The organism is Nonomuraea corallina (genome assembly GCF_027620315.1).
Taxonomy (GTDB): domain Bacteria; phylum Actinomycetota; class Actinomycetes; order Streptosporangiales; family Streptosporangiaceae; genus Nonomuraea; species Nonomuraea corallina.
In genome coordinates this window covers 1-25,660 of record NZ_JAPNNL010000102.1, presented here as the reverse complement: position 1 = coordinate 25,660, position 25,660 = coordinate 1, and the positions used below count along the sequence as shown (strand labels likewise).

Annotated in this window: 27 protein-coding genes; 13 read left to right on the top strand and 14 right to left on the bottom strand. The window is 73.2% G+C overall.

Going from position 1 to position 25,660, the window contains the following annotated elements:
- Window positions 1-128: 128 nt before the first annotated feature.
- The 3 genes from OUY22_RS23235 to OUY22_RS23225 all read left to right on the top strand — a co-directional run bounded on the left by OUY22_RS23235 (window position 129) and on the right by OUY22_RS23225 (window position 2,361).
- The gene (locus tag OUY22_RS23235) at window positions 129-1,658 is read left to right on the top strand and encodes an amino acid permease (RefSeq protein WP_270157213.1); all 1,530 of its coding nucleotides are present in this window, start codon (window positions 129-131) and stop codon (window positions 1,656-1,658) included.
- Between the two features lie 104 nt (window positions 1,659-1,762).
- Window positions 1,763-1,975 (top strand): antitoxin, encoded by a 213-nt coding sequence (locus OUY22_RS23230; RefSeq protein WP_408638192.1) that lies wholly within the window; start codon window positions 1,763-1,765, stop codon window positions 1,973-1,975.
- Complete coding sequence (locus OUY22_RS23225) at window positions 1,972-2,361, top strand: type II toxin-antitoxin system VapC family toxin (protein WP_270157211.1); 390 nt, start codon at window positions 1,972-1,974, stop codon at window positions 2,359-2,361. Before OUY22_RS23230 ends, OUY22_RS23225 begins: the two co-directional genes overlap by 4 nt.
- A 1-nt stretch (window position 2,362) precedes the next feature.
- On the opposite strand, the gene lipB is transcribed toward OUY22_RS23225, so the two are convergent.
- The 4 genes from lipB to OUY22_RS23205 are packed head-to-tail and all read right to left on the bottom strand — an operon-like array spanning window position 2,363 to window position 4,708.
- Entirely contained in the window at window positions 2,363-2,998 is a 636-nt protein-coding gene (gene lipB, locus OUY22_RS23220) for a lipoyl(octanoyl) transferase LipB (RefSeq protein WP_270157210.1), read from the bottom strand.
- A gap of 17 nt (window positions 2,999-3,015) precedes the next feature.
- Window positions 3,016-3,198: a PspC domain-containing protein gene (locus OUY22_RS23215; protein WP_270157209.1), complete on the bottom strand. Its 183-nt coding sequence runs from the start codon at window positions 3,196-3,198 to the stop codon at window positions 3,016-3,018.
- A gap of 50 nt (window positions 3,199-3,248) precedes the next feature.
- Complete coding sequence (locus tag OUY22_RS23210; protein ID WP_270157208.1) at window positions 3,249-3,773, bottom strand: HAD domain-containing protein; 525 nt, start codon at window positions 3,771-3,773, stop codon at window positions 3,249-3,251.
- Window positions 3,770-4,708 carry an AraC family transcriptional regulator gene (locus OUY22_RS23205; RefSeq protein ID WP_270157207.1) on the bottom strand — a complete coding sequence of 313 codons (939 nt, stop codon included), beginning with the start codon at window positions 4,706-4,708 and terminating at the stop codon, window positions 3,770-3,772. Before OUY22_RS23205 ends, OUY22_RS23210 begins: the two co-directional genes overlap by 4 nt.
- 74 nt (window positions 4,709-4,782) lie before the next feature.
- Between OUY22_RS23205 and OUY22_RS23200 the strand changes: the two genes are divergently transcribed.
- Window positions 4,783-5,610, top strand: coding sequence for an NAD(P)H-binding protein (locus OUY22_RS23200; RefSeq protein ID WP_270157206.1), 828 nt, complete (start codon window positions 4,783-4,785; stop codon window positions 5,608-5,610).
- A gap of 88 nt (window positions 5,611-5,698) precedes the next feature.
- On the top strand, window positions 5,699-6,529 hold the full coding sequence (locus OUY22_RS23195) for an undecaprenyl-diphosphate phosphatase (protein WP_333486769.1): 831 nt from the start codon (window positions 5,699-5,701) through the stop codon (window positions 6,527-6,529).
- Here OUY22_RS23195 and OUY22_RS23190 read toward each other — a convergent pair.
- Window positions 6,486-7,679, bottom strand: coding sequence for an MFS transporter (locus tag OUY22_RS23190; protein WP_333486768.1), 1,194 nt, complete (start codon window positions 7,677-7,679; stop codon window positions 6,486-6,488). The genes OUY22_RS23195 and OUY22_RS23190 overlap by 44 nt on opposite strands.
- An 88-nt stretch (window positions 7,680-7,767) precedes the next feature.
- Here OUY22_RS23190 and OUY22_RS23185 point away from each other — a divergent pair, with 88 nt between their 5' ends.
- From OUY22_RS23185 to OUY22_RS23175, 3 genes are read left to right on the top strand one after another with little or no spacing between them, the layout of a single operon-like run.
- Window positions 7,768-8,085, top strand: coding sequence for an ArsR/SmtB family transcription factor (locus tag OUY22_RS23185; RefSeq protein ID WP_270157204.1), 318 nt, complete (start codon window positions 7,768-7,770; stop codon window positions 8,083-8,085).
- Window positions 8,078-10,516, top strand: a complete 2,439-nt coding sequence (hrpB, locus tag OUY22_RS23180; protein ID WP_270157203.1) for an ATP-dependent helicase HrpB — start codon at window positions 8,078-8,080, stop codon at window positions 10,514-10,516. Before OUY22_RS23185 ends, hrpB begins: the two co-directional genes overlap by 8 nt.
- A complete protein-coding gene (locus OUY22_RS23175; protein ID WP_270157202.1) occupies window positions 10,513-11,163 on the top strand; it encodes a hypothetical protein in 651 nt (216 codons plus the stop codon). Before hrpB ends, OUY22_RS23175 begins: the two co-directional genes overlap by 4 nt.
- On the opposite strand, the gene OUY22_RS23170 is transcribed toward OUY22_RS23175, so the two are convergent.
- Entirely contained in the window at window positions 11,123-12,337 is a 1,215-nt protein-coding gene (locus OUY22_RS23170) for a threonine synthase (protein WP_270157201.1), read from the bottom strand. The two genes, OUY22_RS23175 and OUY22_RS23170, sit on opposite strands and share 41 nt — an antisense overlap.
- Before the next feature lie 57 nt (window positions 12,338-12,394).
- Here OUY22_RS23170 and OUY22_RS23165 point away from each other — a divergent pair, with 57 nt between their 5' ends.
- Genes OUY22_RS23165 through OUY22_RS23155 form a run of 3 tightly spaced genes read left to right on the top strand, consistent with a single transcriptional unit; the run spans window position 12,395 to window position 14,877 of the window.
- Entirely contained in the window at window positions 12,395-13,243 is an 849-nt protein-coding gene (locus OUY22_RS23165) for an SPFH domain-containing protein (RefSeq protein ID WP_270157200.1), read from the top strand.
- On the top strand, window positions 13,236-13,415 hold the full coding sequence (locus OUY22_RS23160; RefSeq protein WP_270157199.1) for a hypothetical protein: 180 nt from the start codon (window positions 13,236-13,238) through the stop codon (window positions 13,413-13,415). Before OUY22_RS23165 ends, OUY22_RS23160 begins: the two co-directional genes overlap by 8 nt.
- A gap of 19 nt (window positions 13,416-13,434) precedes the next feature.
- A complete protein-coding gene (locus tag OUY22_RS23155; RefSeq protein WP_270157198.1) occupies window positions 13,435-14,877 on the top strand; it encodes an amidase in 1,443 nt (480 codons plus the stop codon).
- Window positions 14,878-14,884: 7 nt separating this feature from the next.
- Here OUY22_RS23155 and OUY22_RS23150 read toward each other — a convergent pair whose 3' ends face one another.
- From OUY22_RS23150 to deoC, 5 genes are read right to left on the bottom strand one after another with little or no spacing between them, the layout of a single operon-like run.
- Window positions 14,885-16,195, bottom strand: a complete 1,311-nt coding sequence (locus OUY22_RS23150) for an FG-GAP repeat domain-containing protein (protein WP_270157197.1) — start codon at window positions 16,193-16,195, stop codon at window positions 14,885-14,887.
- 19 nt (window positions 16,196-16,214) lie between these two features.
- Window positions 16,215-17,060, bottom strand: a complete 846-nt coding sequence (locus OUY22_RS23145) for an aldehyde dehydrogenase family protein (protein ID WP_270157196.1) — start codon at window positions 17,058-17,060, stop codon at window positions 16,215-16,217.
- Window positions 17,053-17,250 (bottom strand): hypothetical protein, encoded by a 198-nt coding sequence (locus OUY22_RS23140; protein WP_270157195.1) that lies wholly within the window; start codon window positions 17,248-17,250, stop codon window positions 17,053-17,055. Before OUY22_RS23140 ends, OUY22_RS23145 begins: the two co-directional genes overlap by 8 nt.
- On the bottom strand, window positions 17,240-18,676 hold the full coding sequence (locus tag OUY22_RS23135; RefSeq protein WP_270157194.1) for an aldehyde dehydrogenase family protein: 1,437 nt from the start codon (window positions 18,674-18,676) through the stop codon (window positions 17,240-17,242). The genes OUY22_RS23140 and OUY22_RS23135 overlap by 11 nt, the downstream gene beginning before the upstream one ends.
- On the bottom strand, window positions 18,676-19,605 hold the full coding sequence (gene deoC, locus OUY22_RS23130) for a deoxyribose-phosphate aldolase (protein WP_408638190.1): 930 nt from the start codon (window positions 19,603-19,605) through the stop codon (window positions 18,676-18,678). The genes OUY22_RS23135 and deoC overlap by 1 nt, the downstream gene beginning before the upstream one ends.
- Window positions 19,606-19,778: 173 nt before the next feature.
- Between deoC and OUY22_RS23125 the strand changes: the two genes are divergently transcribed.
- Together OUY22_RS23125 and OUY22_RS23120 are read left to right on the top strand one after the other, a co-directional pair.
- On the top strand, window positions 19,779-19,925 hold the full coding sequence (locus OUY22_RS23125) for a hypothetical protein (RefSeq protein WP_270157192.1): 147 nt from the start codon (window positions 19,779-19,781) through the stop codon (window positions 19,923-19,925).
- A gap of 101 nt (window positions 19,926-20,026) precedes the next feature.
- On the top strand, window positions 20,027-22,885 hold the full coding sequence (locus OUY22_RS23120) for a helix-turn-helix transcriptional regulator (RefSeq protein ID WP_270157191.1): 2,859 nt from the start codon (window positions 20,027-20,029) through the stop codon (window positions 22,883-22,885).
- A 44-nt stretch (window positions 22,886-22,929) separates the two neighbouring features.
- Here the strand turns inward: OUY22_RS23120 and OUY22_RS23115 are convergent, their stop codons facing one another.
- From OUY22_RS23115 to OUY22_RS23105, 3 genes are all read right to left on the bottom strand, one after another.
- A complete protein-coding gene (locus tag OUY22_RS23115) occupies window positions 22,930-23,502 on the bottom strand; it encodes a TMEM165/GDT1 family protein (RefSeq protein WP_270157190.1) in 573 nt (190 codons plus the stop codon).
- A gap of 229 nt (window positions 23,503-23,731) precedes the next feature.
- Window positions 23,732-24,763 carry a UDP-N-acetylmuramate dehydrogenase gene (locus OUY22_RS23110; protein WP_270157189.1) on the bottom strand — a complete coding sequence of 344 codons (1,032 nt, stop codon included), beginning with the start codon at window positions 24,761-24,763 and terminating at the stop codon, window positions 23,732-23,734.
- An 11-nt stretch (window positions 24,764-24,774) separates the two neighbouring features.
- The coding region (locus OUY22_RS23105; protein WP_270157188.1) for a hypothetical protein at window positions 24,775-25,660 on the bottom strand (886 nt) is incomplete at its 5' end.

Sequence of the window (25,660 nt, the reverse complement as noted above, 5' to 3'; positions counted from 1 at the left end):
CGCGGCCCGCCCTCCCGCCTGTTCGGCGAAACCCACCTGTAACTCCTTGCTCGCGCGCGGGAAATGGTCTAGACGTAGACCATAAAGAAGCCATAAAGAGCGTCCTCCGCGCCCCCCAGGGAGACCTCATGAGCACAGAAGAGGATTCCAGGCGACTCGCCGAGCTCGGTTACCGGCAGGAGCTGGCCCGCACCTGGAGCGGATTCTCCAACTTCGCCATCTCGTTCTCCATCATCTCGATCCTCGCCGGCTGCTTCACCACCTTCGGCCAGGCCTGGAACAACGGCGGCCCCATCGCCATCTCCTGGGGCTGGCCACTGATCTCCCTCTTCATCCTGATCATCGGCCTGTGCATGTCGGAGCTGGTCTCCGCCTACCCGACCGCGGGCGGCATCTACTGGTGGGCCGCCAAGATGGGCAAGCCGATCCACGGCTGGTTCACCGGCTGGCTCAACCTGATCGGCCTCATCGCGGTCACCGCGTCCGTCGACTACGGCTGCGCGACCTTCCTCAACATCACCCTCACCCGGCTCACCGGCGGCGCCTGGGAGGGCACGCTCAGCCAGGCGTTCCTGCTGTTCGTGATCGTGCTCGTGCTGCACGCGCTGATCAACATCTTCAGCCACCGGCTCATCTCGCTGCTGCAGAACGTCTCCGTCTGGTGGCACGTCCTCGGCGCCGCCGTCGTGGTCGCGATCCTGGTCTTCGGCCCGTCGGAGCACCAGTCGGTGGGCTTCGTGTTCACCGAGACGATGAACAACTCCGGCTTCGGCGACGGTGGCGGGCTGACGTTCTGGCTGTACGTGCTGCCTCTCGGCTTCCTGCTCACCCAGTACACGATCACCGGCTTCGACGCCTGCGCGCACGTGTCGGAGGAGACCCAGGGCGCGTCCACGGCCGCGGCCCGCGGCCTGTGGCAGTCGATCTTCTACTCGGCGATCGGCGGCTGGATCGTGCTGCTGGCGTTCCTGTTCGCGGCCACGAACGTGGACGAGATCAACAAGCAGGGCGGCTTCGTCGGCGCCATCTTCGAGACCGCGCTCAGCTCGCCGCTGGCCACCGCGATCTTCGCCATCTCCACCATCGGCCAGTTCTTCTGCGGCATGAGCTGCGTGACGTCGATGTCGCGGATGACGTACGCGTTCGCCCGCGACGGCGCGGTGCCCGGCTGGCGGCTCTGGTCACGGGTGGACCGCAACCGCACCCCGGTCAACGCCATCCTGGCCGGCTGCGGGGTGGCCGCCCTCATCACGCTGCCCGCCCTCTACGCCCCTCCCGGACTGACCACCCCGGTGGCGTTCTTCGCCGTGGTGTCGATCGCCGTCATCGGGCTCTATCTGGCGTTCCTCATCCCGATCTGGCTCCGGCTGCGGATGGGCGACCGCTTCGAGCCCGGCCCGTGGACGCTCGGCCGCAAGTACAAGGTGCTCGGCTGGATCGCGGTGATCGAGATCGCGATCGTCTGCGTCTACTTCATCATGCCGTTCTCCCCGGCCGGCGTGCCCGGCGGCGAGGACTTCACCTGGACGTCGGTCAACTACGCGCCGATCGCGGTCGGCGTGGTGCTGATCGGCATCGGCCTGTGGTGGTGGCTGTCGGCCCGCCACTGGTTCACCGGCCCCCGCCGCACCGTCGACGAGGTCCCCGTCGACACCTGACAGTTCCCGCCTCGCCCCCGCGTCCGCACAGCGGCCCCCGCGGGGGCGAGCACTCCACAGATTTGCTAGCGACCTGCTAGCGTCATCATCATGGCACTCTCTACATCCGTGATGTGCCCGAACCAGTGGCCGAGCAGCTGAAGGCACGTGCGGCAGAAGCCGGCCTGTCGCTTTCGGTCTATGTCGCCAGGGAACTGGCAGATATCGCCGCTCGTCCGACCAACGCCGAGATCGTGAAGCGGTTGAAGGCCCGCGATCGCTCACAAGGCCCGTCGAGTGAGAAAATCCTGCAAGCAGTCGCTGAGGGCAGGCGATGATGGTCATCGACTCTTCCGCCATGGTGGAGGCTCTCGTGGGTCGTGACGCCGACACCGAGCTGCTCAGCGCGCTCCAGTCAAGCGTCCACGCTCCGCACCTGCTCGACGTCGAGGTTCTCTCCACCTTGCGCGGACTCGTGTTCGGCGGCAAACTGCCCGCCGCGACTGCCGAGCAGGCCCGGGCCGACTATCTGGCTCTCACCATCACCCGCTACGAGATGAGGGGGATCGCGGAGCGGATCTGGGAACTGCGGCACAATTACACCGCCTACGGCGCGTGTTACCTGGCTCTCGCCGAAGCGCTGGAAGCGCCCCTGTACACCTGTGACGGCAAGCTCAACGGCTCCGGCCACGATGCCGAGGTGCGGGTCTCCCCGCGCGGGTGAGTCAGGACGCCTCGAACGCCGCCGCCACCACCGGACGGACGCCGTCCATCGACGCCTCCCCCAGCTCCCGCTTGAGCGAGGTCATGTCGACGTCCGGCATCCCGCAGGCCACCGCCCAGTCCCACGGCATCAGGTCGCCGTCGACGTTGAGGGCGAAGCCGTGACTGGTGACGCCGCGGCTCTGCCGCATCCCGATGGAGACGATCTTGCGGCCGGTCCCGGTCGTCCACACGCCGGTGAGGAGCTCGGAGCCCGGCGGGGTGTCGCGCCGCTCGGCCGGCAGGCCGAGCCGGCCGAGGGCGTCGACCAGGCGCAGCTCCACCTCGCGCACGTAGTCGACGATGCCCTCCTCCTCGCCCAGCTTGACGATCAGGTAGCCGACGAGCTGGCCGGGGCCGTGGTAGGTGAGCTGCCCGCCCCGGCCCGTCTCCACGACCGGGATGCCGCGCGACGGGTCGGGCAGATGGGACAGCGGGGTGCGCCGGCCGACGGTGTAGACCTGCGGATGGCTGAGCAGCCAGAGCGTGTCGGGCCGGGCGTCGCCCTGGCGCTCGGCGACCAGCTCGGCCATGCGCTCCATCGCCTTGTCGTAGTCGACCAGATCGTCCTGGATCAGTGTCAGCGGCCTTGCCCTCATGCTTCAGAGCATAAGCCTCAGTACTTCCTGGGCTCCTCCGGGACGAGGATCCACATGACGACGTAGACGACCCACATCGGACCGGGGAAGAGCGAGAGGATCAGCCAGAGGACGCGGACCAGGGTCGGCGACAGGCCGAACCTGTCGGCGAGGCCTCCGCAGACGCCGGCGAGCATCCGATGCTCTCGTGAGCGGTACATGATTTCCTTCCGTGTGACGACGTTCTATCCGTACAACGCACGAACGTCGCCTACTTCTCCCACGAGCGACCCTGAGATAACCCCGTAAGGGTCAGCCACTCACGGGCGACGTCCAGATGTCGGCTGGTCAGGCCCGCTTCGCCGGGCACGTGGATGAGCAGGAATTCGCCCAGACCCTGACGAGCCCTGAGGTAGTTCTCGTCCTCCTGGTAGACCTGGTCGTCGAACCAGACGAACGGCCGGTCGCCCACGTAGTCGGCCACGCGGCGGGTCTTGAACATCTCGCCGTGCCGGCTGACGGCCCGGTCGTCCGGCCCCATCGCGATGACCGGCAGCGACGGCAGGCCGAGCCGGGGGGCGATCCAGTCGTTGGCGTGGTGTTCCCAGGTCGTCGCCCACACCAGTTCGGCCCCGGCCGCCAGCGCCAGCTCCAGCAGCCGGACGCCGTGCCGCTGGTTGAGGTGGACGGTGTAGGCCGTGCCGTCGACCGTGCACCGGTAGCGCCGGAAGTCGGGGGTCGGCCGGCCGGTGGGGTTGAGCACGCCGTCGACGTCGAGGAGCAGCAGCGGCTTCACCGTACGGCCTCCCGCGCGGCGGCGTGGAGCGCCCTCGTGCGGTGCTCCTGCGGGCTGACGCCGTGCGCCCGCTTGAAGGCGGCGCTGAGGGCGAACGGGCTGCCGTAGCCGACCTTCCTGGCGACGGAGGTGACGGTCGCTTCGGGTTCGCGCAGCAGGTCGGCGGCGAGGTCCAGGCGCCAGCCGGTGAGGAACGCCATCGGCGGCTCGCCCACCAGTTCGGTGAAGCGCCGGGCCAGCGAGGCCCGGGAGACCCCCACCTCGGCGGCGAGCGCGGCGACCGTCCACGGGTGCGCGGGATTGTTCTGCATGACGCGCATGGCCTTGCCCACGACGGGGTCGCCCTGCGCCCGGAAGCGGGCCGGCGCCTCCTCGGTGGCGAACCATCCGCGCAGCGTGGCGATGAGCAGCAGGTCGAGCATCCGGTCGAGCACCGCCTCCTGTCCCGGCTCGTTCCTGTCCATCTCCTCGCCCAGCAGCTCGATGAGCGGCCCGCCGGGGCGGACGAGCAGCGGCGGCAGGGCCCCCAGCAGCCGCTTGCCGACCTCCCCGGACATCAGATAGGTCCCGACGATCATGGAGGTGGCGCCGTCGAGGTGGTTGCCCCAGGTGCGGACGCCGAGGTGCATCTCCTGGTAGAGGGACTCGCCGTCGAGGGTGGTGCACTCCTCGCCGGGGTGGATGACGATGTGCGGCGGGGTGTCCGGCCGGTCGGCGACCACGTACGGCTCCGGCCCGCGCACCACGGCGACCTCGCCCGGCCGGACCCGCCTCACGCCGTCGCGGACGATCCACGCCTCGCCGCGCACCATCGCCAGCAGCGTGAGCGGGGCCTCGTCCTGCACCCGCATCGACCACGGCGGGTCGAGGACGACGCGCAGCAGGAACGCGCCGCGCGCCCGCGGGCCGTCGAGGAGGGCCGCCAACTGATCCATACCTGAGACGATCGCATATGCCCTCGCGCTTCTCAACCATGGAGAGTCTCAGCCTCAGACGGCTTACTGGGGGCATGACCATTCTCGTGACGGGCGGCACCGGCAAGACCGGCCGCCGGATCGCTGCCAGGCTCCAGACTCTCGGACATGCCGTACGGGTCGGCTCGCGTACCGGCGCCCCGCCCTTCGACCCTCCCTTCGACTGGGCGGACCGCGCCACCTGGGCCCCCGCCCTGGACGGGGCACATGCCGCCTATATCGCCTACTATCCCGACCTGGCCTTCCCCGGCGCGCTGGAGGACCTGCGGGCGTTCACCGAGCAGGCGGTCAAGGCGGGCGTCGGGCGGCTGGTGCTGCTGTCGGGCCGCGGCGAGGCGCTGGCCGAGGCCGGCGAGCAGGTGGTGCGGGAGTCGGGCGTCGCCTGGACGATCGTGCGCTGCGGCTGGTTCATGCAGAACTTCTCCGAGGGCTACCTGGTGGAGCCGGTGCGCGACGGGGTCATCGCGCTGCCCGCCGGCGAGGTGGCCGAGCCGTTCGTGGACGTGGACGACATCGCCGACGTCTCGGTGGCCGCCCTCACCGAGGACGGGCACGCGGGCATGCTGTACGAGCTGACCGGGCCGAGGCTGCTCACCTTCGCCGACGTGGCGGCCGAACTGTCCGAGGCGACCGGCCGCCCCATCACGTACGTGCCGGTCACGGCCGAGGAGTACGCGGCGGGCGCCGCCGCCCACGGCGTGCCACCGGGCGAGATCGAGCTGCTGACCATGCTCTTCACCGAGATCCTCGACGGCCGTAACGCCTACGTCGCCGACGGCGTGCGGGCCGCGCTGGGCCGCCCGGCTCGCGACTTCAAGGACTTCGCGCGGGACAACGCCGCGGTGTGGGTGACCGGCGGGTGAACGCCCGCCGCGACCACGCCTGACGGGACCCCGTTTCCGCTAGCCTCGCCTCGTTGCGTTCATGCGCTCCTGGGGGGAAGGTGCGGGCATGATCGGCTGGATGGAAGCCGTGGTGCTGGGACTGCTGCAAGGGCTGACGGAGTTCCTGCCGATCTCCTCCAGCGCGCACATCCGCGTCGCGTCGGCGTTCTTCGGCTGGGACGACCCCGGTGCCGCCTTCACCGCGGTCATCCAGCTCGGCACCGAGACGGCGGTGCTGATCTACTTCAGGAAAGAGATCTGGGAGATCGTCTCCACGTGGACCCGCTCCCTGTGGACCCCCGCCCTGCGCGGCCACTTCGCCGCCCGCATGGGCTGGTACGTGATCCTCGGCAGCATCCCCATCGGCCTGCTCGGCCTGCTCCTCAAGGACCAGATCGAGGGCGTCTTCCGCGACCTGCGGCTGGTGGGCACCACGCTGATCGTGTTCGCGCTGGTCCTGTGGTTCGCCGACCGCACCGCCCGCAACCGGCTCACGCTGATCAAGCACCTCAACGTGCCGCACTCCGTGGCGTTCGGGCTCGCCCAGTCGATGGCCCTCATCCCCGGCGTCTCCCGCTCGGGCGGCACCATCACGGCCGGCCTCCTGCTCGACTACCGCCGCGAGGAGGCCGCCCGCTACTCGTTCCTGCTGGCCATCCCCGCCGTCCTCGCCTCCGGCCTGTACGAGCTGTCGGAGATCGGCGGCGCCGGCACCCCGGCGTGGGGGCCGACGATCCTGGCCACGGTGATCTCCTTCGTGGTGGGTTACGCCGCCGTGGCCTGGTTCCTGCGCTACATCAGCACCCACAGCTTCACCGGCTTCGTCGTCTACCGCATCGCCCTGGGCTTCTTCGTCATCCTCGCGGTGACGCTGGGCTGGATCCCCGCCGTCGGCTGACGGCCGCGCGCGGACCGCCGTCCGGGGAGCCGCCCGCGACCGGCCGGTACGTCACCAGGGTGAACAGCACGGTCGCCAGGCCGAGGGCCGTGGCCAGCACGATCACGCCGGCCCGGCCGTACCCGTCGAGGACCAGGCCGCCGGCGACGCCCGCCAGGACGAGACCCGCGTACTGCGCCGACGACAGCAGGCCCAGCCCGATCGCGACGTTGCCCGGCAGCGCCGCGACCACCCGGTACTGCTGCGCGGGCGCCACCAGCCAGCCGAGCGCGCCCCACAGGAACGCCCAGACCAGGGCGACGGGCAGGGCCAGGTTGGCCACCGGGATGAGCGCCATGAGGATCGTGGACGTGGTCAGTCCGGCGAGCACCATGCGGCGCGGCCCGTACGCGTCGGTGAGCCGGCCGCCGAGCTGGTTGCCCACGACCGCCCCGACCCCCCACGCCCACAGCACGGCGGCGGGCGGCAGGTCGAAGAGCGAGCCGAGGTAGGTGTAGGCGCTGAAGGCGGAGGCGAACATCAGCAGCTGCGTCGCCAGCACGGCGAGCACGCCCCGGTCGGCCAGCGGCGCGAACCGCTCGCGCAGCCCGCCGGGAACCGTGACCCGCACGTCGGGCACCAGGGCGGCGATCCCGGCGAAGCCGAGCACCGCCAGCCCCGTCACCAGCCAGATCGTGGCCCGCCAGCCGGCCGCCCCGCCCAGCCAGGTGCCGAGCGGCACCCCGACGGCCGTGGCCACGCTGAGCCCGCCCATGACCAGCGCCAGCGCCCGCCCTCGCTGTCCTGGCCCGGCGAGGGCGGAGGCCACCCCCGACGCGGTCGGCGTGAACATGGCCGCCCCGGCCGCGGCGAGCACCCGCGTGGCCACCACCAGCGGGTACCCGGGCACGACGGCGGTCAGCGCGTTCCCCAGCACGAACACGCCGAGCCCGAGCAGCAGCAGCGTCCGCCGGGGCAGCGCCGCGGTCACGGCGGCGAGGATCGGCGACAGCACGGCGTACGCCAGCGCGAACACGGTCATCAGCTGACCGGCGGCGGCCACGGACACGTCCAGGTCGGCGGCGATCGGGGTCAGCAGCCCGGCGATGACGAACATGCCGGTGCCTACGGCGAAGTTCCCGGCGGCGAGGGGGTAGAGCCGGCGATCCACGGTTCCTCCGGGGCGATCAGTTGGATGCTCATCAAACTGACGGATAGTTGGATGGTTGTCAAACAGTGGGATTGGATATCGTGAGGGCATGCGCGCCCTGCCCCACCCGGCCACCGAGGACATCGAGCTCACCGAGGTGCTGCGCGCGCTCGCCGACCCCGTACGTCTGGCGGTCGTCGCCCGCCTGGCCGCCGAGGGCGAGCTGACGTGCGGCGGCCTGAGCGGCCAGGTGGGCGTGCACAAGTCGACCGCCTCCCACCACCTGCGCACGCTGCGCGAGGCGGGCGTCGTCATGACCAGGCAGGAAGGCAGGCAGAAGTTCATGAGCCTGCGCCGCGACGACCTCGACGCGCGTTTCCCCGGCCTGCTCGACTCCGTGCTCACCGCCGCCGCCGTTCATGTCTGACGCGCTGCCGATCCGGCGGGTGGTGCCGGACCTGCTGGCCGCGCTGGACGCGCACGGCGGCGCGGTGCTGACCGCCCCGCCCGGCACGGGCAAGACCACGGTGGTGCCGCTCGCCCTGGCGGAGTCGGGCCTGCGGGTGCTGGTGGCCGAGCCCAGGCGGCTGGCGGTGCGCGCGGCGGCGCGGCGGATGGGCGTCTCGTACGCGATCCGCGGCGAGCGCCACACCGGCGCCAACCCCATGGTCGAGGTCGTCACCACCGGCGTGCTGCTGCAGCGGCTCCAGCGCGACCAGGAGCTCGCCGGCGTCGACGCGGTCATGCTGGACGAATGCCACGAACGCCATCTGGACGCGGACACCGCCCTGGCGTTCCTGCTGGACGTGCGGGAGACGCTCCGGCCCGGCCTGCGGCTGATCGCCGCCTCCGCCACCGCCGACGCCGCCCCCTGGACGCGGCTGCTCGGCGGCCCGGTGGTGGCCGCGTCCGCCGTCGCCCATCCCGTCGAGATCGTCTGGGCGCCGCCGCCGCGCCCGGTCGCGCCGCCGCACGGGCTGCGCGTCGACCCCGCCCTGCTGGCGCACGTCGCCGCGGTCGTCCGGCGCGCGCTCTCCGAACGGGACGGCGACGTGCTCTGCTTCCTGCCGGGCGTCGGCGAGATCGCCAGGGTGGCGGGGATGCTCGACGGCGTCGAGGTCCTCCAGGTGCACGGCCAGGCCCCGGCCCGGGTCCAGGACGCGGTGCTGTCGCCGGGCACGTCCCGCCGCGTGGTGCTGGCGACCTCGGTGGCCGAGTCGAGCCTGACGGTGCCCGGCGTACGGGTCGTGGTCGACTCGGGCCTGGCCCGAGAGCCGCGCACCGACCACGCCCGGGGTCTCGGCTCCCTCACCACCGTGCGGGTCTCCAAGTCCTCGGCCGGCCAGCGCGCCGGCCGCGCCGGCCGGGAGGCGCCGGGCGCGGTCTACCGCTGCTGGTCCGCCGCCGACCACGACCGCCTGCCCGACCAGCCGCGCCCGGAGATCGCCCTCGCCGACCTGACCGCGTTCGCCCTCCAGGCGGCCTGCTGGGGCGCGCCGGACGCCTCCGGCCTGGCGCTGCTGGACCCGCCGCCGCCCGCCGCCCTGGCCGCCGCCCTGGCCACCCTGCGCGCCCTCGGCGCGCTCGAACCCGCGGGCGCGCGGGTGACCGGGAGGGGGCGGCGGATGGCGCTGGCGGGCGTGCACCCCCGGCTGGCCCGCGCCCTCCTCGACCTGGGCCCCGACGCGGCCGAGGTGATCGCGCTGCTGTCGGAGCAGCTTCCCCGCGACGCGGGCGACGACCTCGTGGAGGTCTGGCGCGCCGCCCGGCGCGGGCGCGACGCCTTCACCGCCCGCTGGCGCGCCGAGACCCGCCGCCTCACCCGCGCCGCTCACCCCACGCGGGAAACCGGCCCATCGCTCCGCCGCCCGCCGGAGACGCACCCCGGCCCGTCCTCCCACCGGACGGACGCCCGCGCGCGGCACGCGGACGAGGTGGCCGGGCTCGCCGTGGCGCTGGCGTTTCCCGAGAGGGTGGCACGGCGGCGCGGGGGCGGGTACCTCATGGCGTCGGGCACCGAGGCTCAGCTCGCCGAGGGTTCCAAGCTGGCGTCCGCGCCGTGGCTGGCCGTCGCGGTGGCCGACCGGCCCACCGGGTCGGCGGCGGCCAGGATCCGCCAGGCGGTGGTGATCGACGAGGAGATCGCCAGGCAGGCGTACCCGGTGACGGTTGAGCAGGAGGTCGCCTGGAAGGCCCCGCCCGGTTCGAGGCGGGGCGACGTGACGGCCCGCCTGGTCGAGCGGCTGGGCGCGATCGAGCTGTCCGCCACGCCGCTGCCCGACGCCGACGTGCGCGACGCGCTGCTGTACGGGCTGCGCACCGAGGACGTGCTGACCTGGACGAAGGAGGCGCGGGCGGTCAGGGACCGGCTGGCGTTCTGTCATCGCGCGGCCGGCGAGCCGTGGCCGGACGTGAGCGACCTGGTCGCGCTGGCCGACCGGTGGCTGGAGCCGGAGCTGTCCCGGGCCCGCCGCCGCGCCGACCTGGAGCGGATCGACGTGGCGGCGGCGCTGCGCCGCCTGGTGCCGTGGAGCGAGCGGCTGGAGGCGGTGGCGCCGGAGCGGATCGAGGTCCCCACCGGCTCCCGCGTCCGGATCGACTACGCGGGCGAGCAGCCGGTGCTGGCGGTGAAGCTGCAGGAGTTGTTCGGCTGGCAGGAGGCGCCCCGGATCGCGGGCGTGCCGCTGCTGGTCCACCTGCTCTCGCCGGCGGGCCGGCCGGTGGCCGTGACGGCGGACCTGGCGTCGTTCTGGCGTGACGGCTACCGGGCGGTGCGCGCGGAGCTGCGCGGACGCTACCCGAAGCATCCCTGGCCGGAGGACCCGCTGACGGCCGCCCCCACCCGGAGGACCAAGTGATCACGGAAGCCGCGCTGAACAACGCCGCCTGGTGCGAGGCCCTGTGCCGCGCCCACGGCCTGCCCGGCGTCCTCACCCGGCGGGCCTGGACGAACCCGCGCCGCACCCCGCCCTTCTACCCCGACGCCGTCACCCTCTCCCCCGAGGCGACGGAGGCCGACGTCCTCCCGTTCATCGACGCGGCCCCGGGCGCCTCGATCAAGGACAGCTTCGCCGTCCTCGCCCCGCCCGGCTTCGAGCTCCTCTTCGAGGCCACCTGGCTGCATCGCCCGAGCGCCGTCCCCGCAGAGCAGGCCGGCCGGTGGGAGGTGGTGCGGGACGAATCGGCGCTGCGGGCCTGGGAGCGGGCCTGGGCCGGGGAGCGGGGCCTGTTCCCTGCCGCGCTGCTCGCCGATCCGTCCGTCAGGGTCCTCGCGGGCCGGGAGGGAGGCGAGACGGTACGCGGGTGCGTGCTCAACGAGACCCCCGGCGGCCGGACGGTGGGGATCTCGAACCTGTTCGGCGACGACGCCTGGCCGGGCGCCGTCGCGGCGGCCGCCGCCCTCTTCCCCGGCCGTGACCTGGTCGGCTACGAGGCCGACCCGGGGCCGGCCGTGGCGCACGGCTTCATCCCCGCCGGCCCGCTGCGGGTGTGGCTGAAAGGTTAGCCGTCACCTGGTCGAAGGTGGTCGCCTCGACGGTCCGCGGCGATTCGACGCCGAGGTCCTTGAACCCGCTGGAGGTGCCCACGCACACCACCGGCCCGTCGAAGGCCGCCCCCAGCTTCCGGTAGCCCGCCAGCCCGGCCGCGCCGGACAGCTCCTGCCAGAGCCCTTCGCGGCCGAGGTCGCGCTGGGCCGCCCGCAACTCGTCGTCGGTGACCAGGACCGTGCCGCCGCCGCTGTCGAGCACCGCGCGAACCCCCCGGTGCCCGCCCACCGGAGAGGCGATCGCGTACGCGTCCGTGGCGCCGAGGTCGACGATCGCGGCGGGGGCTCCGGAGGCGACGGCCCGCGCGTGCGGTCCGCCGGCGGCCGGCTCGCAGGAGAACATCCGGGGCGCGGTCTCCGCGACTCCGAGCCGCCGCAGCTCGGCGAAGCCCTTCCAGACGCCGTACAGCAGCTCGGCGTACCCGGTCGGCGCGAACACGGCGGCGGGCGGCCGGCCGAGCTGGACGAAGATCTCGTAGGCGATGGTCTTGTAGCCTTCCGGCCCGTACGGATGGCCGGTGTGGGTGACGGTCTGGTTGCTGACCGGGTGATAGCCGAGCCGGTCCACGATCTCCCGCATCAGCGGCCAGCGCCGCTCGACCGGCACGCTGAACACGTCCGCCCCGTACGCCCGGACGAAGGACTGGACGGCGGGCGGCGACGCCGCGGAGGCGAGCACGATCGCGCGCAGGCCGGCGCGGGCTGCGTAGGCGGCGGCCGAGGCGCCGTGGTTGCCGGAGGAGGCGACGACGACGCCCGGCGCGCCCTCGGTGAGCGCGGCGCTGACCGCGACCCGGTTGAGCCGGTCCTTGTGGGACCAGGTGGGGTTGCGCGACTCGTCCTTGACGTACACGCCGCACGCCTCCAGCAACGGTGTGCCGCCCTCGCCGAGGGTGGGCGCGGGCAGCGGCGGCAGCAGCGGCGCCCATCGCGCGAGGTCGGGGCCGGCGGGCTGGTCGAACAGGCCGGCGGGCACCCGGTCGTAGGCGTAGTCGACCTCGACGGGATAGGCGAGGTCGGCGGTGCCGGTGCGCGGGCAGCCGCGGGTGAGCGGCGGCCGGAGGGGATAGGCGATCGCGGGATCTGCGAGCGAGCGCTGGCCGGTGGCGAGCGAAACAGGTTCCTGAGGCACGCGGACGAGGATAGATGAGCTAGCATAGTGATATCACTTCGATAGCAAGGAGACGCGATGGAGCGACGGGCGTTCAGGGTCAACGGGTTCATGGTGGTGCTCGTCCTGCTGGTGCTGGGGGGCGCGGCCCTGGCCGGCGGCCTGGGGTCGCCGACGCTGCTGATCGTGCTCGGCTCGGTCTGGGGCGTGCTGGCGCTGCTCGCCGCCTCCGGCTTCACGATCGTCAACCCGAACGAGGCCAAGGTCGTGCAGTTCCTCGGCCGCTACGTCGGGTCGGTGTCCGACGCGGGGTTCCAGTGGGTGCTGCCGCTCACCACCAAGCGCACGATCACGCTCCGGGTGCGCAACTTCGAGACGGCCAAGCTGAAGGTCAACGACGCCGACGGCAGCCCGGTCGAGATCGCCGCGGTCGTGGTCTACAAGGTGGTCGACAGCGCCAAGGCCGTGTTCTCGGTGGACGACTACGAGGAGTACGTCGCGATCCAGTCCGAGGCGGCGGTCCGCCACCTGGCCACCACGCACCCGTACGACTCCCACGACCCGGAGCGCACAAGCCTGCGCGACGGCGCCGAGGTCGCCACGGAGCTGACCGCCGAGCTGCGCGACCGCACCGAGCTGGCCGGGATCGAGATCCTGGAGGCCCGCATCACCCACCTCGCCTACGCCCCCGAGATCGCCCAGGCCATGCTGGTCCGCCAGCAGGCCGGCCAGGTCGTGGCGGCCCGCGCGCGGATCGTCGAGGGCGCGGTCGGCATGGTCCAGCTCGCGCTCAACCGGCTCGCCGCCGAGGGCGTGGTCGAGCTCGACGAGGAGCGGCGGGCTCAGATGGTGTCCAACCTCCTGGTCGTCCTCTGCGGCGACCGGGCGACCCAGCCGGTGGTGAACGCCGGCAGCCTGTATGCCTGAGCGCAAGAAGCTCCTGCTGCGCCTCGACCCGGCCGTCTACGACGCGGTCGCCAAGTGGGCGGCCGACGACCTGCGCAGCGTCAACGCGCAGATCGAGTACGCCTTGCGGCTCGCGCTCAAACAGGCGGGCAGGGAGCAGAAGCCGCCGAAAGAACCTCGCGCCGAAGAGTAGAAACCTGCACACTCTAGGCATGTCGTGGGCAGGCAGATCCGCCACGGAGATCGCGGCGGCCGTACGTCAGGGAAAGGTGGCGGCCACGGCGGTGGCCGGGGATCATCTGCGCGCGATCGCCGTGCGCGACCCCCGGGTGGGCGCGTTCCGAGCCGTGCGCGAGCGCGCGCTCGACGAGGCGCGGGCCGTGCAGGACCGGCACGACCTGTCGGAGCTGCCGCTCGCCGGGGTCCCCGTCGCGGTCAAGGACAACGTGGAGGTCGCCGGCGAGCCGATGCGGCTCGGCTCGGCGGCCACCTCCGGCGCCCCGCAGGCCGCGGACCACGAGACGGTGGCGCGGCTGCGGGCCGCCGGCGCGGTGGTGATCGGGCTGACGAACGTGCCCGAGCTGGCGCTGGTGGGGTTCGGCGACAGCGCGTACGGCACCGTGCGCAACCCCTGGGACGCCGCGCGCACGGCGGGCGGGTCGTCGTCCGGCAGCGCCGCCGCGGTGGCGGCGGGCATGGTGCCGCTCGCGCTCGGCAACGACGGCATGGGCTCGCTGCGCATCCCGGCGGCGTGCTGCGGGGTGCCGGCGCTCAAGCCGGGCACCGGCCTGGTCCCCGCCCCGACCGACGACTGGCGCGGGCTGTCGGAGAACGGCCCGATCGCCGCGAACATCCCCGACCTGGCGCTGATGCTCTCCGTGCTGGCCGCCGACCCCTCGCTGGCCGAGGCGTGGCGCTCCGGCCGGCGCACCGAGCCCAGCCGGCCTCCGCTCCGCTCGGTGTGGGCGGACGACGAGGCGGTGTGGGAGCCGCCGCCGCCGAAAAACGGGCCCGAGCCGTTCGACCTGCGGGTGGCGTACGCGCCGCAGCCGCTCCCGGTGGGCGCGCCGATGGACGGCGAGTTCCGGGCGGCGGTGCGCGGGGCCGCGGAGACGCTGCGCCGGGCCGGGCACACGGTGGTCGAGCGGACGAGCCGGTTGCCCGCCTGGCTCGCCGCCGCCACCGTCGCCGCCTGGCTGACCAGGGCCGCCGAGTCGGCCGCCCCGTACGACGCCCGCGCGCTGGAGCGCCGCAGCCGCGCGCTGGCCAGGGCCGGGCGGGTGCTCGGCCGGCTGCGCGCGAACGGCGACCAGGGCCGCGACCGGTGGCGCGACTACGGCGCCGACCAGTGGTTCGGCGACGCCGACGTGCTCATCACGCCCGCGCTGGCCGCGGTGCCGCCGAAGGCCGAGCAGTGGGGCGAGCGCGGCTTCGTCCGCAACGCCCTGGTCAACATCCGGTACGCGTCCGCGACCGGCGCCTGGAACATGTGCGGCTGGCCGGCGATGGCGGTGCCGGTGGCCACCCACTCCACCGGCCTGCCGATCGCCGTGCAGCTCGTCGCGCCGCCCGGCGGCGAACCTCACCTGCTCGGCCTGGCGGCCCAGCTCCAGGCCGCCCACCCGCCGCTGCGCCCGCCCGGGTTCTCCGGCTGAGCCGGGCCTAGCCCGGCGTCACCGTGAAGCGGGACAGCTCCCTCTTGCCGTCCGTCACCACGTACTCGGCGCGGTCACGGCCGAGGGAGAGGACGAACTCGTCGTCCCCGTCGCCGTCGAAGTCGCCCGCCGCGTACGGCCGGCCCTCCCGCACCCCGCCGAGCTCGGCCCCGGCGCGCAGGCCCTCGGGGCCGCCCCGGTAGACGCGGACCGGCCGGTGCCGCTCGTACGGCCCCCCGCCGCCGAAGGCGAGGTCGTCCCGGCCGTCCCCGTCGAAGTCCCCGGCGACCGCCGGACCCGCCGTCCCCTTGTGCGTCGCGGTGCGGCCGTCCCCGTAGTAGACGGTCAGCGTCAGGTCGACCGACGGCGGCTCGGTCTCGTAGCCGGGCTCGTTGTTGCGGCTGCCGCTGTCGCCGACCGCGACGTCCCTGGCTCCGTCGCCGTCGAAGTCGCCGAACGCGGCCGACAGCCCGCCGTTGAGCCTGCGTCCCTCCTTCGCCGGCCCGCCGCGGGTGGCGTGGAGCAGCCAGCCGGCGGACTGGTTGTCGTCGCCGGGCTCGTACACGATCAGCCCTGTCGCGTGCCGGCCGTCGATCCTGTCGGCGGTCAGCTGCCAGAACTCCTTACCGGACGGCGACGGCTGGACGGTCCACCGGGCCGGTGTCCCGTCACGGCCGAAGGGACCGGACAGGACGACCAGCTCCGTGTCGGAGAGACCGCCCTCGGGTCTGGCCGACGCCGCCAGGTCGGCGAAGCCGTCGCCGTCGAAGTCGCCCGGGACCACCGAACCGCCCGCCTGGCTGCTCTTCACCGGCCACGTCACCAGGGTCGCGGGCGTGCCGTCAGTGAGCCCGCCCGGGCCCCAGAAGACGCACAGCTTCGGCCCGTCCTCGTCCGACTGGATGCCGAGCACGTCGGTGAAGCCGTCGCCGTCCAGGTCGGCGCCCCAGCCGTTCGCCGGCAGCCGCGGGGCGCAGGCCGGCTCCGGCGGGAGGACCGTACGGCTGCCGGGGTCCAGTCCCCGGGCCGAGCCGTGGACGACCGCCCGATGCCGCCGGCCGTCGGACGCCTCCGCCACGACCACCAGGTCCGCGCGGCCGTCGCCGTCGAGGTCGTCGACGCCCGAGCCCCGTCCGGCCGCCCCGGGCGTGACGGCCGCGGTGCCGGACGGGGACGGGGAGGACGGGGACGGGGTGTCGGGCAGGGTGACCGACGGGGCCGGTGTGGCGGTGGCCGCGCCGGGCGCGGGGCGGGGGTCGCCGCCGCATCCCGCGACCAGGAGGCCCAGCGCCAGCACGATCGTCACCTGTCGTGGCACGGCACCGACCCTAACCGCCTCAGACCCCCATGGGGTGCCAAACCGTCTTCGTCTCCAGGAAAGCGGTCATGCGCCCGGTGCCGGGGTCGGCCGCCCAGTCGTCGCCGGACGGGCGGACCACCCGCTTGAGGTTCGCCGCCGCCTCCTGCTCGCAGCGCAGCGCCAGGTCGGGGTCCGTCACGCCGGTCAGGTCCAGCGCGTTGACGTCCATGTGCGCCGCCAGCCAGGGGGCCAGCTCCGCCTGGTGGCCGGTGAGGATGTTGACCACCCCGCCCGGCAGGTCGGACGTGGCCAGCACCTCGGCCAGGGTGATCGCCGGCAGCGGGGTGCGCTCCGCGGCCACCACCACGCACGTGTTGCCGGTGACGATCACCGGGGCCACCACCGAGACCAGCCCGAGCAGCGGCTCGGCGGGCGCCACCACGGCGACCACCCCGGTCGGCTCGGGCGTGGACAGGTTGAAGTACGGTCCCGCCACCGGGTTGGCGGTGCCGTGCACGGACGCGATCTTGTCGGACCAGCCCGCGTACCAGACCAGCCGGTCGATCGCCGCGTCCACCGACTCCAGCGCGGCCTTCTTGCCCAGGCCCAGCTCGTCGGCGAACTGGGCGCGGCGGCCCTCCAGCATCTCGGCGATCCGGTAGAGGATCTGGCCGCGGTTGTAGGCGGTCGCGCCGGACCAGCCGGGGAACGCCTTGCGGGCGGCCGAGACCGCGTCCCTGGCGTCCTTGCGGGAGGCGCGGGAGGCGTTGGCGAGGAAGTCGCCCTTGGGTGAGGTCACGGGGTAGGACCTCCCACTCTCCGAACGCGGGAACGCCCCGCCGATGTACAGCTTGTAGGTCTTGCGGACGGCCAGCCTACTCATCGCCGCGCCCCCTCCACGTGATCTCCTGAGCGGTCTCGACCGGCACGAACACCTGGCCGCACCGGCTCACGCCGCAGCGGTGGGCGTACCAGCCGGTGCGGACGGGCCGGCCGGCGCGGGCGAAGGCGTGGCCGCGGGTGGCCTGGGCGCGGGTCCTGCGCCGCCGGCCGCGGCGGTGGTCACACGTCAAGGTAGGCCTCCAGTCCGCGGAGACCGCCCTCGCGCCCGTACCCGGACTCCTTGTAGCCGCCGAACGGCGAGGCCGGGTCGAACCGGTTGAACGTGTTGGCCCACACCACGCCGGCCCTGAGCTTGTCGGCCATCCAGAGGATGCGCGAGCCCTTCTCGGTCCAGATGCCCGCCGACAGGCCGTACGGGGTGTTGTTGGCCTTCTCCACGGCCTCGGCGGGGGTGCGGAAGGTGAGCACCGACAGCACCGGCCCGAAGATCTCCTCCCGGGCGATCCGGTGGGACTGCGCCACCCCGGTGAACAGGGTGGGCGGGAACCAGTAGCCGCGCTCGGGCAGCTCGCAGGCGGGCGACCAGCGCTCGGCGCCCTCCGCCTCGCCGGACTCCGACAGCCGCCGGATCCGGGCGAGCTGCTCGGCCGAGTTGATCGCGCCGATGTCGGTGTTCTTGTCGAGCGGGTCGCCCAGCCGCAGCGTCGCCAGCCTGCGTTTGAGCATCGTGAGCAGCTCGTCCTGGATCGACTCCTGCACCAGCAGCCGCGAGCCCGCGCAGCAGACATGGCCCTGGTTGAAGAAGATGCCGTTGACGATGCCCTCGACCGCCTGGTCGAGCGCCGCGTCCTCGAACACGATGTTGGCGGCCTTGCCGCCCAGCTCCAGCGTGAGCTTCTTGCCGGAGCCGGCGATCGTGCGGGCGATGGTCCGGCCGACGTCGGTGGAGCCGGTGAAGGCCACCTTGGCGACGTCGGGGTGCGCGACCACGGCCGCGCCGGTCTCGCCCGCGCCGGTGACGATGTTGACCACGCCCGGCGGCAGCTCGGCCTGCAGGCAGATCTCCGCGAACAGCAGCGCGGTCAGCGGCGTGGTCTCGGCGGGCTTGAGCACCACCGTGTTGCCGCAGGCCAGCGCGGGCGCGATCTTCCAGGCGAGCATGAGCAGCGGGAAGTTCCACGGGATGACCTGGCCGGCCACGCCGAGCGGCCGCGGGTCGGGGCCGAACCCGGCGTAGGAGAGCTTGTCCGCCCAGCCCGCGTAGTAGAAGAAGTGGGCGGCGACCAGCGGCACGTCGACGTCGCGCGCCTCGCGGATCGGCTTGCCGTTGTCGAGCGACTCCAGCACGGCCAGCTCCCTGGCGCGTTCCTGGATGATGCGGGCGATCCGGAACAGGTACTTGGCCCGCTCGCCGCCGGGCAGCCCGCTCCAGGCGTCGAACGCCTTGCGTGCCGCTTGGACGGCGCGGTCGACGTCGTCGGAGGACGCGGTGGCGACCTCGGCCAGGGTCTCCTCGGTGGCGGGGTTGACGGTCTTGAAGGACGGCCCGGAGCCGTCGACGAACTCGCCGCCGACGAACAGGCCGTAGGACGGCTTGAGGTCGACGACGTCGCGCGACTCGGGCGCGGGGGCGTACTCGAATATCGACATCGCCATCAGTCCAGGGTGAAGTAGTCGGGGCCCGCGTAGCGGCCGGTGGCGAGCTTCTGACGCTGCATCAGCAGGTCGTTCAGCAGGGAGGAGGCGCCCAGCCGGAACCAGTCGGGGCTCAGCCAGTCGTCGCCCGCGGTCTCGTTGACCAGGACGAGGTTCTTGATCGCGTCCTTGGTGGTGCGGATGCCGCCGGCGGGCTTGACACCCACCTGCCGCCCGGTCGCGTCGCGGAAGTCGCGCACCGCCTCCAGCATGATCAGCGTCACGGGCAGCGTCGCCGCCGGGGACACCTTGCCGGTGGACGTCTTGATGAAGTCGCCTCCGGCCAGCATGGCCAGCCAGGACGCGCGGCGTACGTTGTCGTAGGTCGCCAGTTCGCCGGTCTCCAGGATCACCTTCAGGTGGGCCTCGCCGCAGGCGGCCTTCACCGCCTGGATCTCCTCGTAGACCTTGAGGTGGTCGCCGGCGAGGAACGCGCCGCGGTCGATCACCATGTCGATCTCGTCGGCGCCGGCGGCGACGGCGAGCTTCGTCTCGCTCACCTTCACCTCCAGCGAGGAGCGGCCGCTGGGGAACGCGGTGGCCACCGAGGCCACCTTCACCCCCGAGCCGGCCAGCGCCTGCGCGGCGACGGGCACGAGGTCGGGATAGACGCAGACGGCGGCCACTCGGGGCGCCCCTTCACCGGGGTGCAGCGCCTTGGCGCAGAGCGCGCGCACCTTGCCGGGGGTGTCGGCGCCTTCGAGGGTGGTGAGGTCCACCATGGAGATCGCCAGGTCGATGGCGCGGGCCTTGGCCGTGGTCTTGATCGAACGGGAGCCGAGCATCGCCGCCCGCTGGTCGGCGCCGACCCGGTCGACGCCGGGCAGGCCGTGCAGGAATGCTCGCAGGGTGGCCCCCGAAGAGGCGACGTCCGCGAGCGAGGTCGTCACAATTGACACCCTCACAGCATCGCCGACCGGTGTCCCTACCTCCAAACCGGAGCCCGCGGCCGCTCTAGGTATGGGTCGTCGACCGGAGATAAGACATCCATCCGATGTGCCGGGGAGGGCCTTAGGCCGAACCTTGAAGTGTCGGGAAAAGACCCTCTCAAGGAGATCGCGTGATGAACCCGGAGATCGAGTTCCAGTTGATGAAGACTCAGGCGGACGAGCTGCACCAGGCCGCCGCGCGGCACCGCCAGGTACGTGAGGCCCGCCGGGCGAACAAGGCCGAGCGCCGCTCGGTGTTCGGCAAGCGCCGTTCGTCATGACCAGCACACGAGAGCCCGGCCGCATCCTCCCTCGCGGCCGGGCCTCACAACCCCCGTAAATGCGTCGATCGCATCAGATAAGGCGTGACATGCTGGATGACATGCTGGGACGCTCGGTGAGCCCCGTCTTCGTGGGGCGGCGCGAGGAGATGACGGCGCTGACCGACGCCTTGACCGAAGCGGGGGCGGGCACCGCCACGGCCGTGCTGCTGGGCGGCGAGGCGGGCGTCGGCAAGACCCGGCTCGTCCAGTGCTTCGCCGAGCAGGCGGCCCGCGACGGCGTCCGGGTGCTGACCGGCGGCTGCGTGGAGCTGTCCACCGAAGGACTGGCGTACGCGCCCTTCACCGCCGTGCTCCGGCAGCTCGTCCGCGAGCACGGCACCGGCGGGGTCGCCGGGCTGCTGCCCGACGGCGCCGAGCGCGACCTGGCGCGGCTGCTGCCCGAGTTCGGCGAGCCGAGCGGCGACGGCGAGACCGAGGCCGGCCGGGCCAGGCTGTTCGAGCAGATCCTCACGCTCCTGGAGCGGCTGGCCGATACCGCCCCCACCGTCCTGATCATCGAGGACATCCACTGGGCCGACCGGTCCAGCCGCGACCTGATCGCCTTCCTCAGCCGCAACCTGCGCGTCCCGCAGGCGCTGCTGCTCATGACGTACCGCTCCGACGACCTGCACCGCCAGCATCCGCTCCGGCCGGTGCTGGCCGAGCTGAGCCGGGTCAACGGCGTGCTCCGGCTCGACCTGCCCCGCCTGTCGCGGGAGGAGGTCGCCCAGCAGATGGCCGGCATCCTGGGGCACGCCCCCGAGTACGCCAAGGTGGAGAAGGTCTACGAGCGCAGCGAGGGGATCCCGCTGTTCGTCGAGGCCCTGCTGGAGCAGGGCGGCGACTGCACGTCCTTCCCCGAGTCGATGCAGGACCTCATCCTGAACGCGGTCGAACGGCTGCCCGAGGAGACCCAGCGGGTGCTGCGCATGGCCGCCGCGGGCGGCACGCGCGTCGGCCACGCCCTGCTGTCCGCCGTGAGCGGCCTGGCCGACTTGGAGCTGGAGGCCGCGCTGCGGCCGGCCATCGCCGGCAACGTGCTGCAGATCGCCGACAACCGCGCCTACGTCTTCCGCCACTCGCTGATCCGCGAGGCCGTCCACGAGGAGCTGCTGCCCGGCGAGCACCAACGGCTGCACGCCCGCTACGCCGAGGAGATCTCCAAGGACCACACGCTGGTCCCGGCCGGCCGCGCCTACGTGGAGCTGGCCCACCACTGGTACGGAGCGCGCGACGACGTCCACGCGCTGACGGCCGCCTGGTGGGCCGCCAAGAAGTCGTTCAAGGCCTTCGCCTACGCCGAGGCGGTGCCGCTGCTCGAACGCGTGCTCATGCTCTGGGACCGGGTGCCCGACGCGGCGGAGCGGATCGGCGCCGACCACACCGCCGTACTGGAGAAGGCCGCCGCGGCGGCGCAGGCGGGCGGCGAGGTGGACCGGGCGATGAAGTTCGTCAAGGCCGCCCTGGCGGAGCTGGACGAGGCCCGCGAGCCCGGCCGGGTGGCCGGGCTGATCGTCCGCCGGTCCCATCTGAAGGTCTCCAAGGGCCAGGTGAGCGTGGTGGACGACCTGCGCCACGCGCTCAAGCTGGTGCCCGAGCCCGGCGAGGCCAGGGCCGAGGTCCTGGTGCCGATGAGCCAGCACCTCATGCTGCGCGGCGAGGCCGCCGAGGGCGCCGTGTACGTGGAGGAGGGCCTGAGGCTGGCCCGGGAGCTGGGCGACCGGTGCCTGGAGGCCGACCTGCTGCTCAACCTGGCGCTCGGCCACTCGCTCGCGGGCGACATCGAGGGCACGGTCGTCACCAACCAGCGCGCGCTCGACCTCGGCAAGCAGGAGAACTCCGGCCGCGTCATCACCCGCGCGATCGGCAACATGATCGACTCTCTGCTGGAGACCGGGCGCTGGGAAGAGGCGCTGCGGCTGTCCGAGGAGGGCTGGCGGGAGGCCAAGCGGTTCGGCAGGCTGCGCGCCAGCGGCCTGTTCGTGCTCAACAACCGGGCCGAGGCGCTGGAGGCCATCGGCCGCTGGGACGAGGCCATCGAGACGGTCGAGCGGGCGCTCAGCTTCGGGCCGTCGCTGCGCACCCGCCACCACCTGATGCGGGTACGCGCCGACATCGCGCTCGGGCGAGGCGAGGTCGAGCTGGTGGAGGGCATCCTGTCGGAGATCGGGGTGCTCAAGGAGCGCCCGGAGGACTTCGTCCAGGACATGACCAACAGCGCCCGGCTGCACATGGGCTGGCACCTCCTGAGGGGCGAGCCGGCGTACGCCCTGGCGGTGGCCGAGCGGATGCTGGCCCGGCCGGCGCAGTCCAGCAAGGCCACGCTCGGCTGGCGGCTGCTCGCCCTGCTGCGCACCGTCTGCGACGCGGCTGAGGACGCCGAGCCGGAGCGGGTCCGCGCGCTGCGCGAGCGGGCCGCGGGCATGGCCGCGCGGCTGTCGATGACGGGGCCGGTCGCCGAGGCCTACCGGCTGACGTACTCGGGCGACTTCGACGCCTCGGCCGCCGCCTGGGAGCGGCTCAACCGGCCGCACAACCAGGCCAGGGCGCTCGTCCGGGCGGCCACCGTGGCGGCGCGCACGGGCGACAGGGACGGCGCCGCCGCGCGCCTGGCGACCGCGCTGCCGAAGGCGACCGCGTTACGCGCGGCCCCGCTCGTCGCCGAGATCGAGGCGCTCTCCAGGCGCGTGGGCGGCGCCCAGCGCCCGCAGGAGTCCTCGGAGCTGCTCACCCCGCGCGAGCTGGAGGTGCTCCGCCTGGTCGCGCTGGGCCGGACGAACCGCGACATCGCCAAGGAGCTGTTCATCTCCGCCAAGACGGTCAGCGTGCACGTCTCCAACATCCTGGCCAAGCTCGGCGTCACCACCCGGGGCGAAGCGTCCGCCGCCGCGCACCGCCTCTCACTCCTGTCCCGGTAGTCGTCGCCGGCGGCCCGCTTTCGCCATCAGGGCCTCGGCGCGGGTCACGACAGGACGAGGGCGTCGACCAGCATCACGACGCCGAAGAGGGCGAACGCGGCCGCCGCGCCGTAGCGGACGGCCTTCTCCGGCAGGTTCCGTCCCAGCAGGCGGCCCACCAGGATGGCCAGGGCGTCCGCGGCCACCATGCCGACGGTGGAGCCGATCCACGTGCCGACCCAGCCGTACGAGGTCGCCAGCGTGATGGTGGCGAGCATGGTCTTGTCGCCCAGCTCACTGAGGAAGAAGGCCACCGTCACCGCGATCAGCGCGCTCCGGGTGGCGCGCGACGCCTTGCGCGACTCCTCCTCTGTCAGCTCGTCGCCGCGCAGCGTCCAGAGGGCGAAGCCGAGGAAGGCCACGCCCGCGACGACGGAGATGGCGGTGGTCGGCAGCGCGTCGCCGATGAGCCCGCCGATGGCCACACTGCCCAGATGGACGACGGTGGTGGCGACGGTGATGCCGGTCAGCACCACCCAGGCCTTGTAGCGGGCGGCGAAGGTCATCGCCATGAGCTGGCTCTTGTCGCCCAGCTCGGCCAGGAAGATCGCGCCCAGGCTGATCCAGAAAGCTTCCACGGTCCTCTCCCGCGCGACCGGACCGTGGGCGCACCCGGGGGTTTCGGGCACGGCTTCGGCCCGGCAGCGTCTTCGTACGCGACTGCCAGGCCGAAGGTCTCGTCCGCCCGTGAGGCCCGCGTGACCGGGCGCGCGAACGCGCCAGTGTGTCGATCACGCGATTGGGACTACTCCCCTTCGGTGTTTCCACACACCTTAACAGCAGGTCCTGCGTGAGGCATTCCCCAGGTCAAAGAGCGCAACCGACCATCACGGGCTCGTTGACCAGCGTGACGCCGAACTTCTCGCGCACGCCGTCCCGCACCTCCCTGGCCAGGGCCAGCAGGTCGGCGGTGGTGCCGGCGCCCTCGGGGTTGGTCAGCGCGAGGGTGTGCTTGGTGGAGATGCGCACCGGGCCGCGGGCGTAGCCCTTGGGAAAGCCCGCCTGCTCGATCAGCCACGCCGCGGGCACCTTGACCAGGCCGTCAGGCAGCTCCCAGCGCGGGTGGCCGGGGGCGTGGGCGGCCAGCTCCGCCGCTTCCTCCGCGGTCAGGACCGGGTTGGTGAAGAACGAACCGGCGCTGCGGGTGTCGGGGTCGCGGGGGTCGAGCACCATGCCCTTGCCCCGGCGCAGCTCCAGCACCGCCTCCCGGGCGCGGGCCAGCGGCACGCGGCCGCCGGGCTCGACGCCGAGCCGGGCCGCCAGCTCCTGGTAGGCCACCGGGCCGGACAGCTCGGCGAGGTCGAGCGCGTACGTCACCGAAAGCACCACGTAGCGGGACAGGTCGCGCTTGAACATGCTGGTGCGGTAGGCGAACCCGCACTGGCGGGCCTCCAGATCGACCACGTGGCGGGTGCGGCGGTCGTAGGCGCGCACGCACCGGACGGTCTGCGCGACCTCCTGGCCGTAGGCGCCGACGTTCTGGATCGGGGTGGAGCCCACCAGGCCGGGGATGCCGGACATGCACTCGACGCCCGACCAGCCCTCGGCGACCGCGCGGGCCACCAGCGGATCCCAGTCCTCACCGGCCTCGACCGTCACGAGCACCTGCTCGCCGTCGCGGGACACCGACACGCCCTTGGTGGCCACCCGGATGACCAGGCCGTCGAAGCCCGCGTCGGACAGCACCAGGTTGCTGCCGCCGCCGAGCACCAGCGTCGGCCGGGCGGCCTGGTCGGCCTCGGCCACCAGGGAGACCAGGTGCTCGGCCGTGTCGGCTTGGACGAAGTCGAGGGCGGGGCCGCCCAGCCCCAGGGTGGTGTACGGCGCGAGCATCTCCATAGGGCTCTAGCTTAGGAGGGTTCGAGCATGCCGAGCACCCTGCCGTGGTTGCGGCGCGACTCCTCCAGCCTGTAGTCGTCGGCCACGGCGTGCGCGCGGCCCTGCCGCACGGGCAGGCGCGTGCGGGGCACCACCAGCTCGCCGCGCAGGCGCAGGGACAGCTCCAGGTCGGCGTCCACGCCGTAGCGGGCCTCCTCGGGCAGGGCGGCGACGGCGGCCGAGCGGCGCACCGCCATCAGGTCACCGGTCAGCGCGGGCACCCTGCCGGGCCCCGCCTGCAGCCACGCGTCGCCGCTGTCCGGCCTCTCGGCCCCCGGCGGCTTGCGGCCCTGCCATCCGGCGGCCACGGCGCCTTCCTGCACGGCGGCGATCAGCGGCGTCAGCGCGTCGCCCTCCAGGACCAGCGAGGTGTCCATCAGCACGTGCACCTCGGCCGTGTCGAGCCGCAGCAGCTTGGCCCTGGCCGCGCCCCAGGTCGCGGTGCCGCCCAGCCAGTGCGGGGTCTCGGCGACGTGCCACACCCGCACCCGGTCCGGCTCGCGGGCCGCCAGCTCGTCCAGCACCTTGCCGGCGCCGTCCACGTCTCCCAGGTCGAGCGCCAGCACCGTGCAGCCGGTGTGGGCCAGCACCGACGCCACGCACGCGCGCACGTCGTCCGGCCAGCCGTCCACCAGCAGGCCGACCGACGCCGTCACGTCCTTGGTCTCCACGCGCTGCCGCTCGGCGTTGATGCCCAGGTCGTCCATCCGGTTGGTGGCCAGCGTGCCGTCCCACACGCGCTGGGCGTGCAGCATGTCGTCACCGGGGGCGCCATGCTGGCCGGGGTCGCCGGAGAAGCCGAGCTCGGCCGCCGGGTTGCCGCGGGCGCCCTCGCGGGAGCGGCGCTTGGTGCCGGCC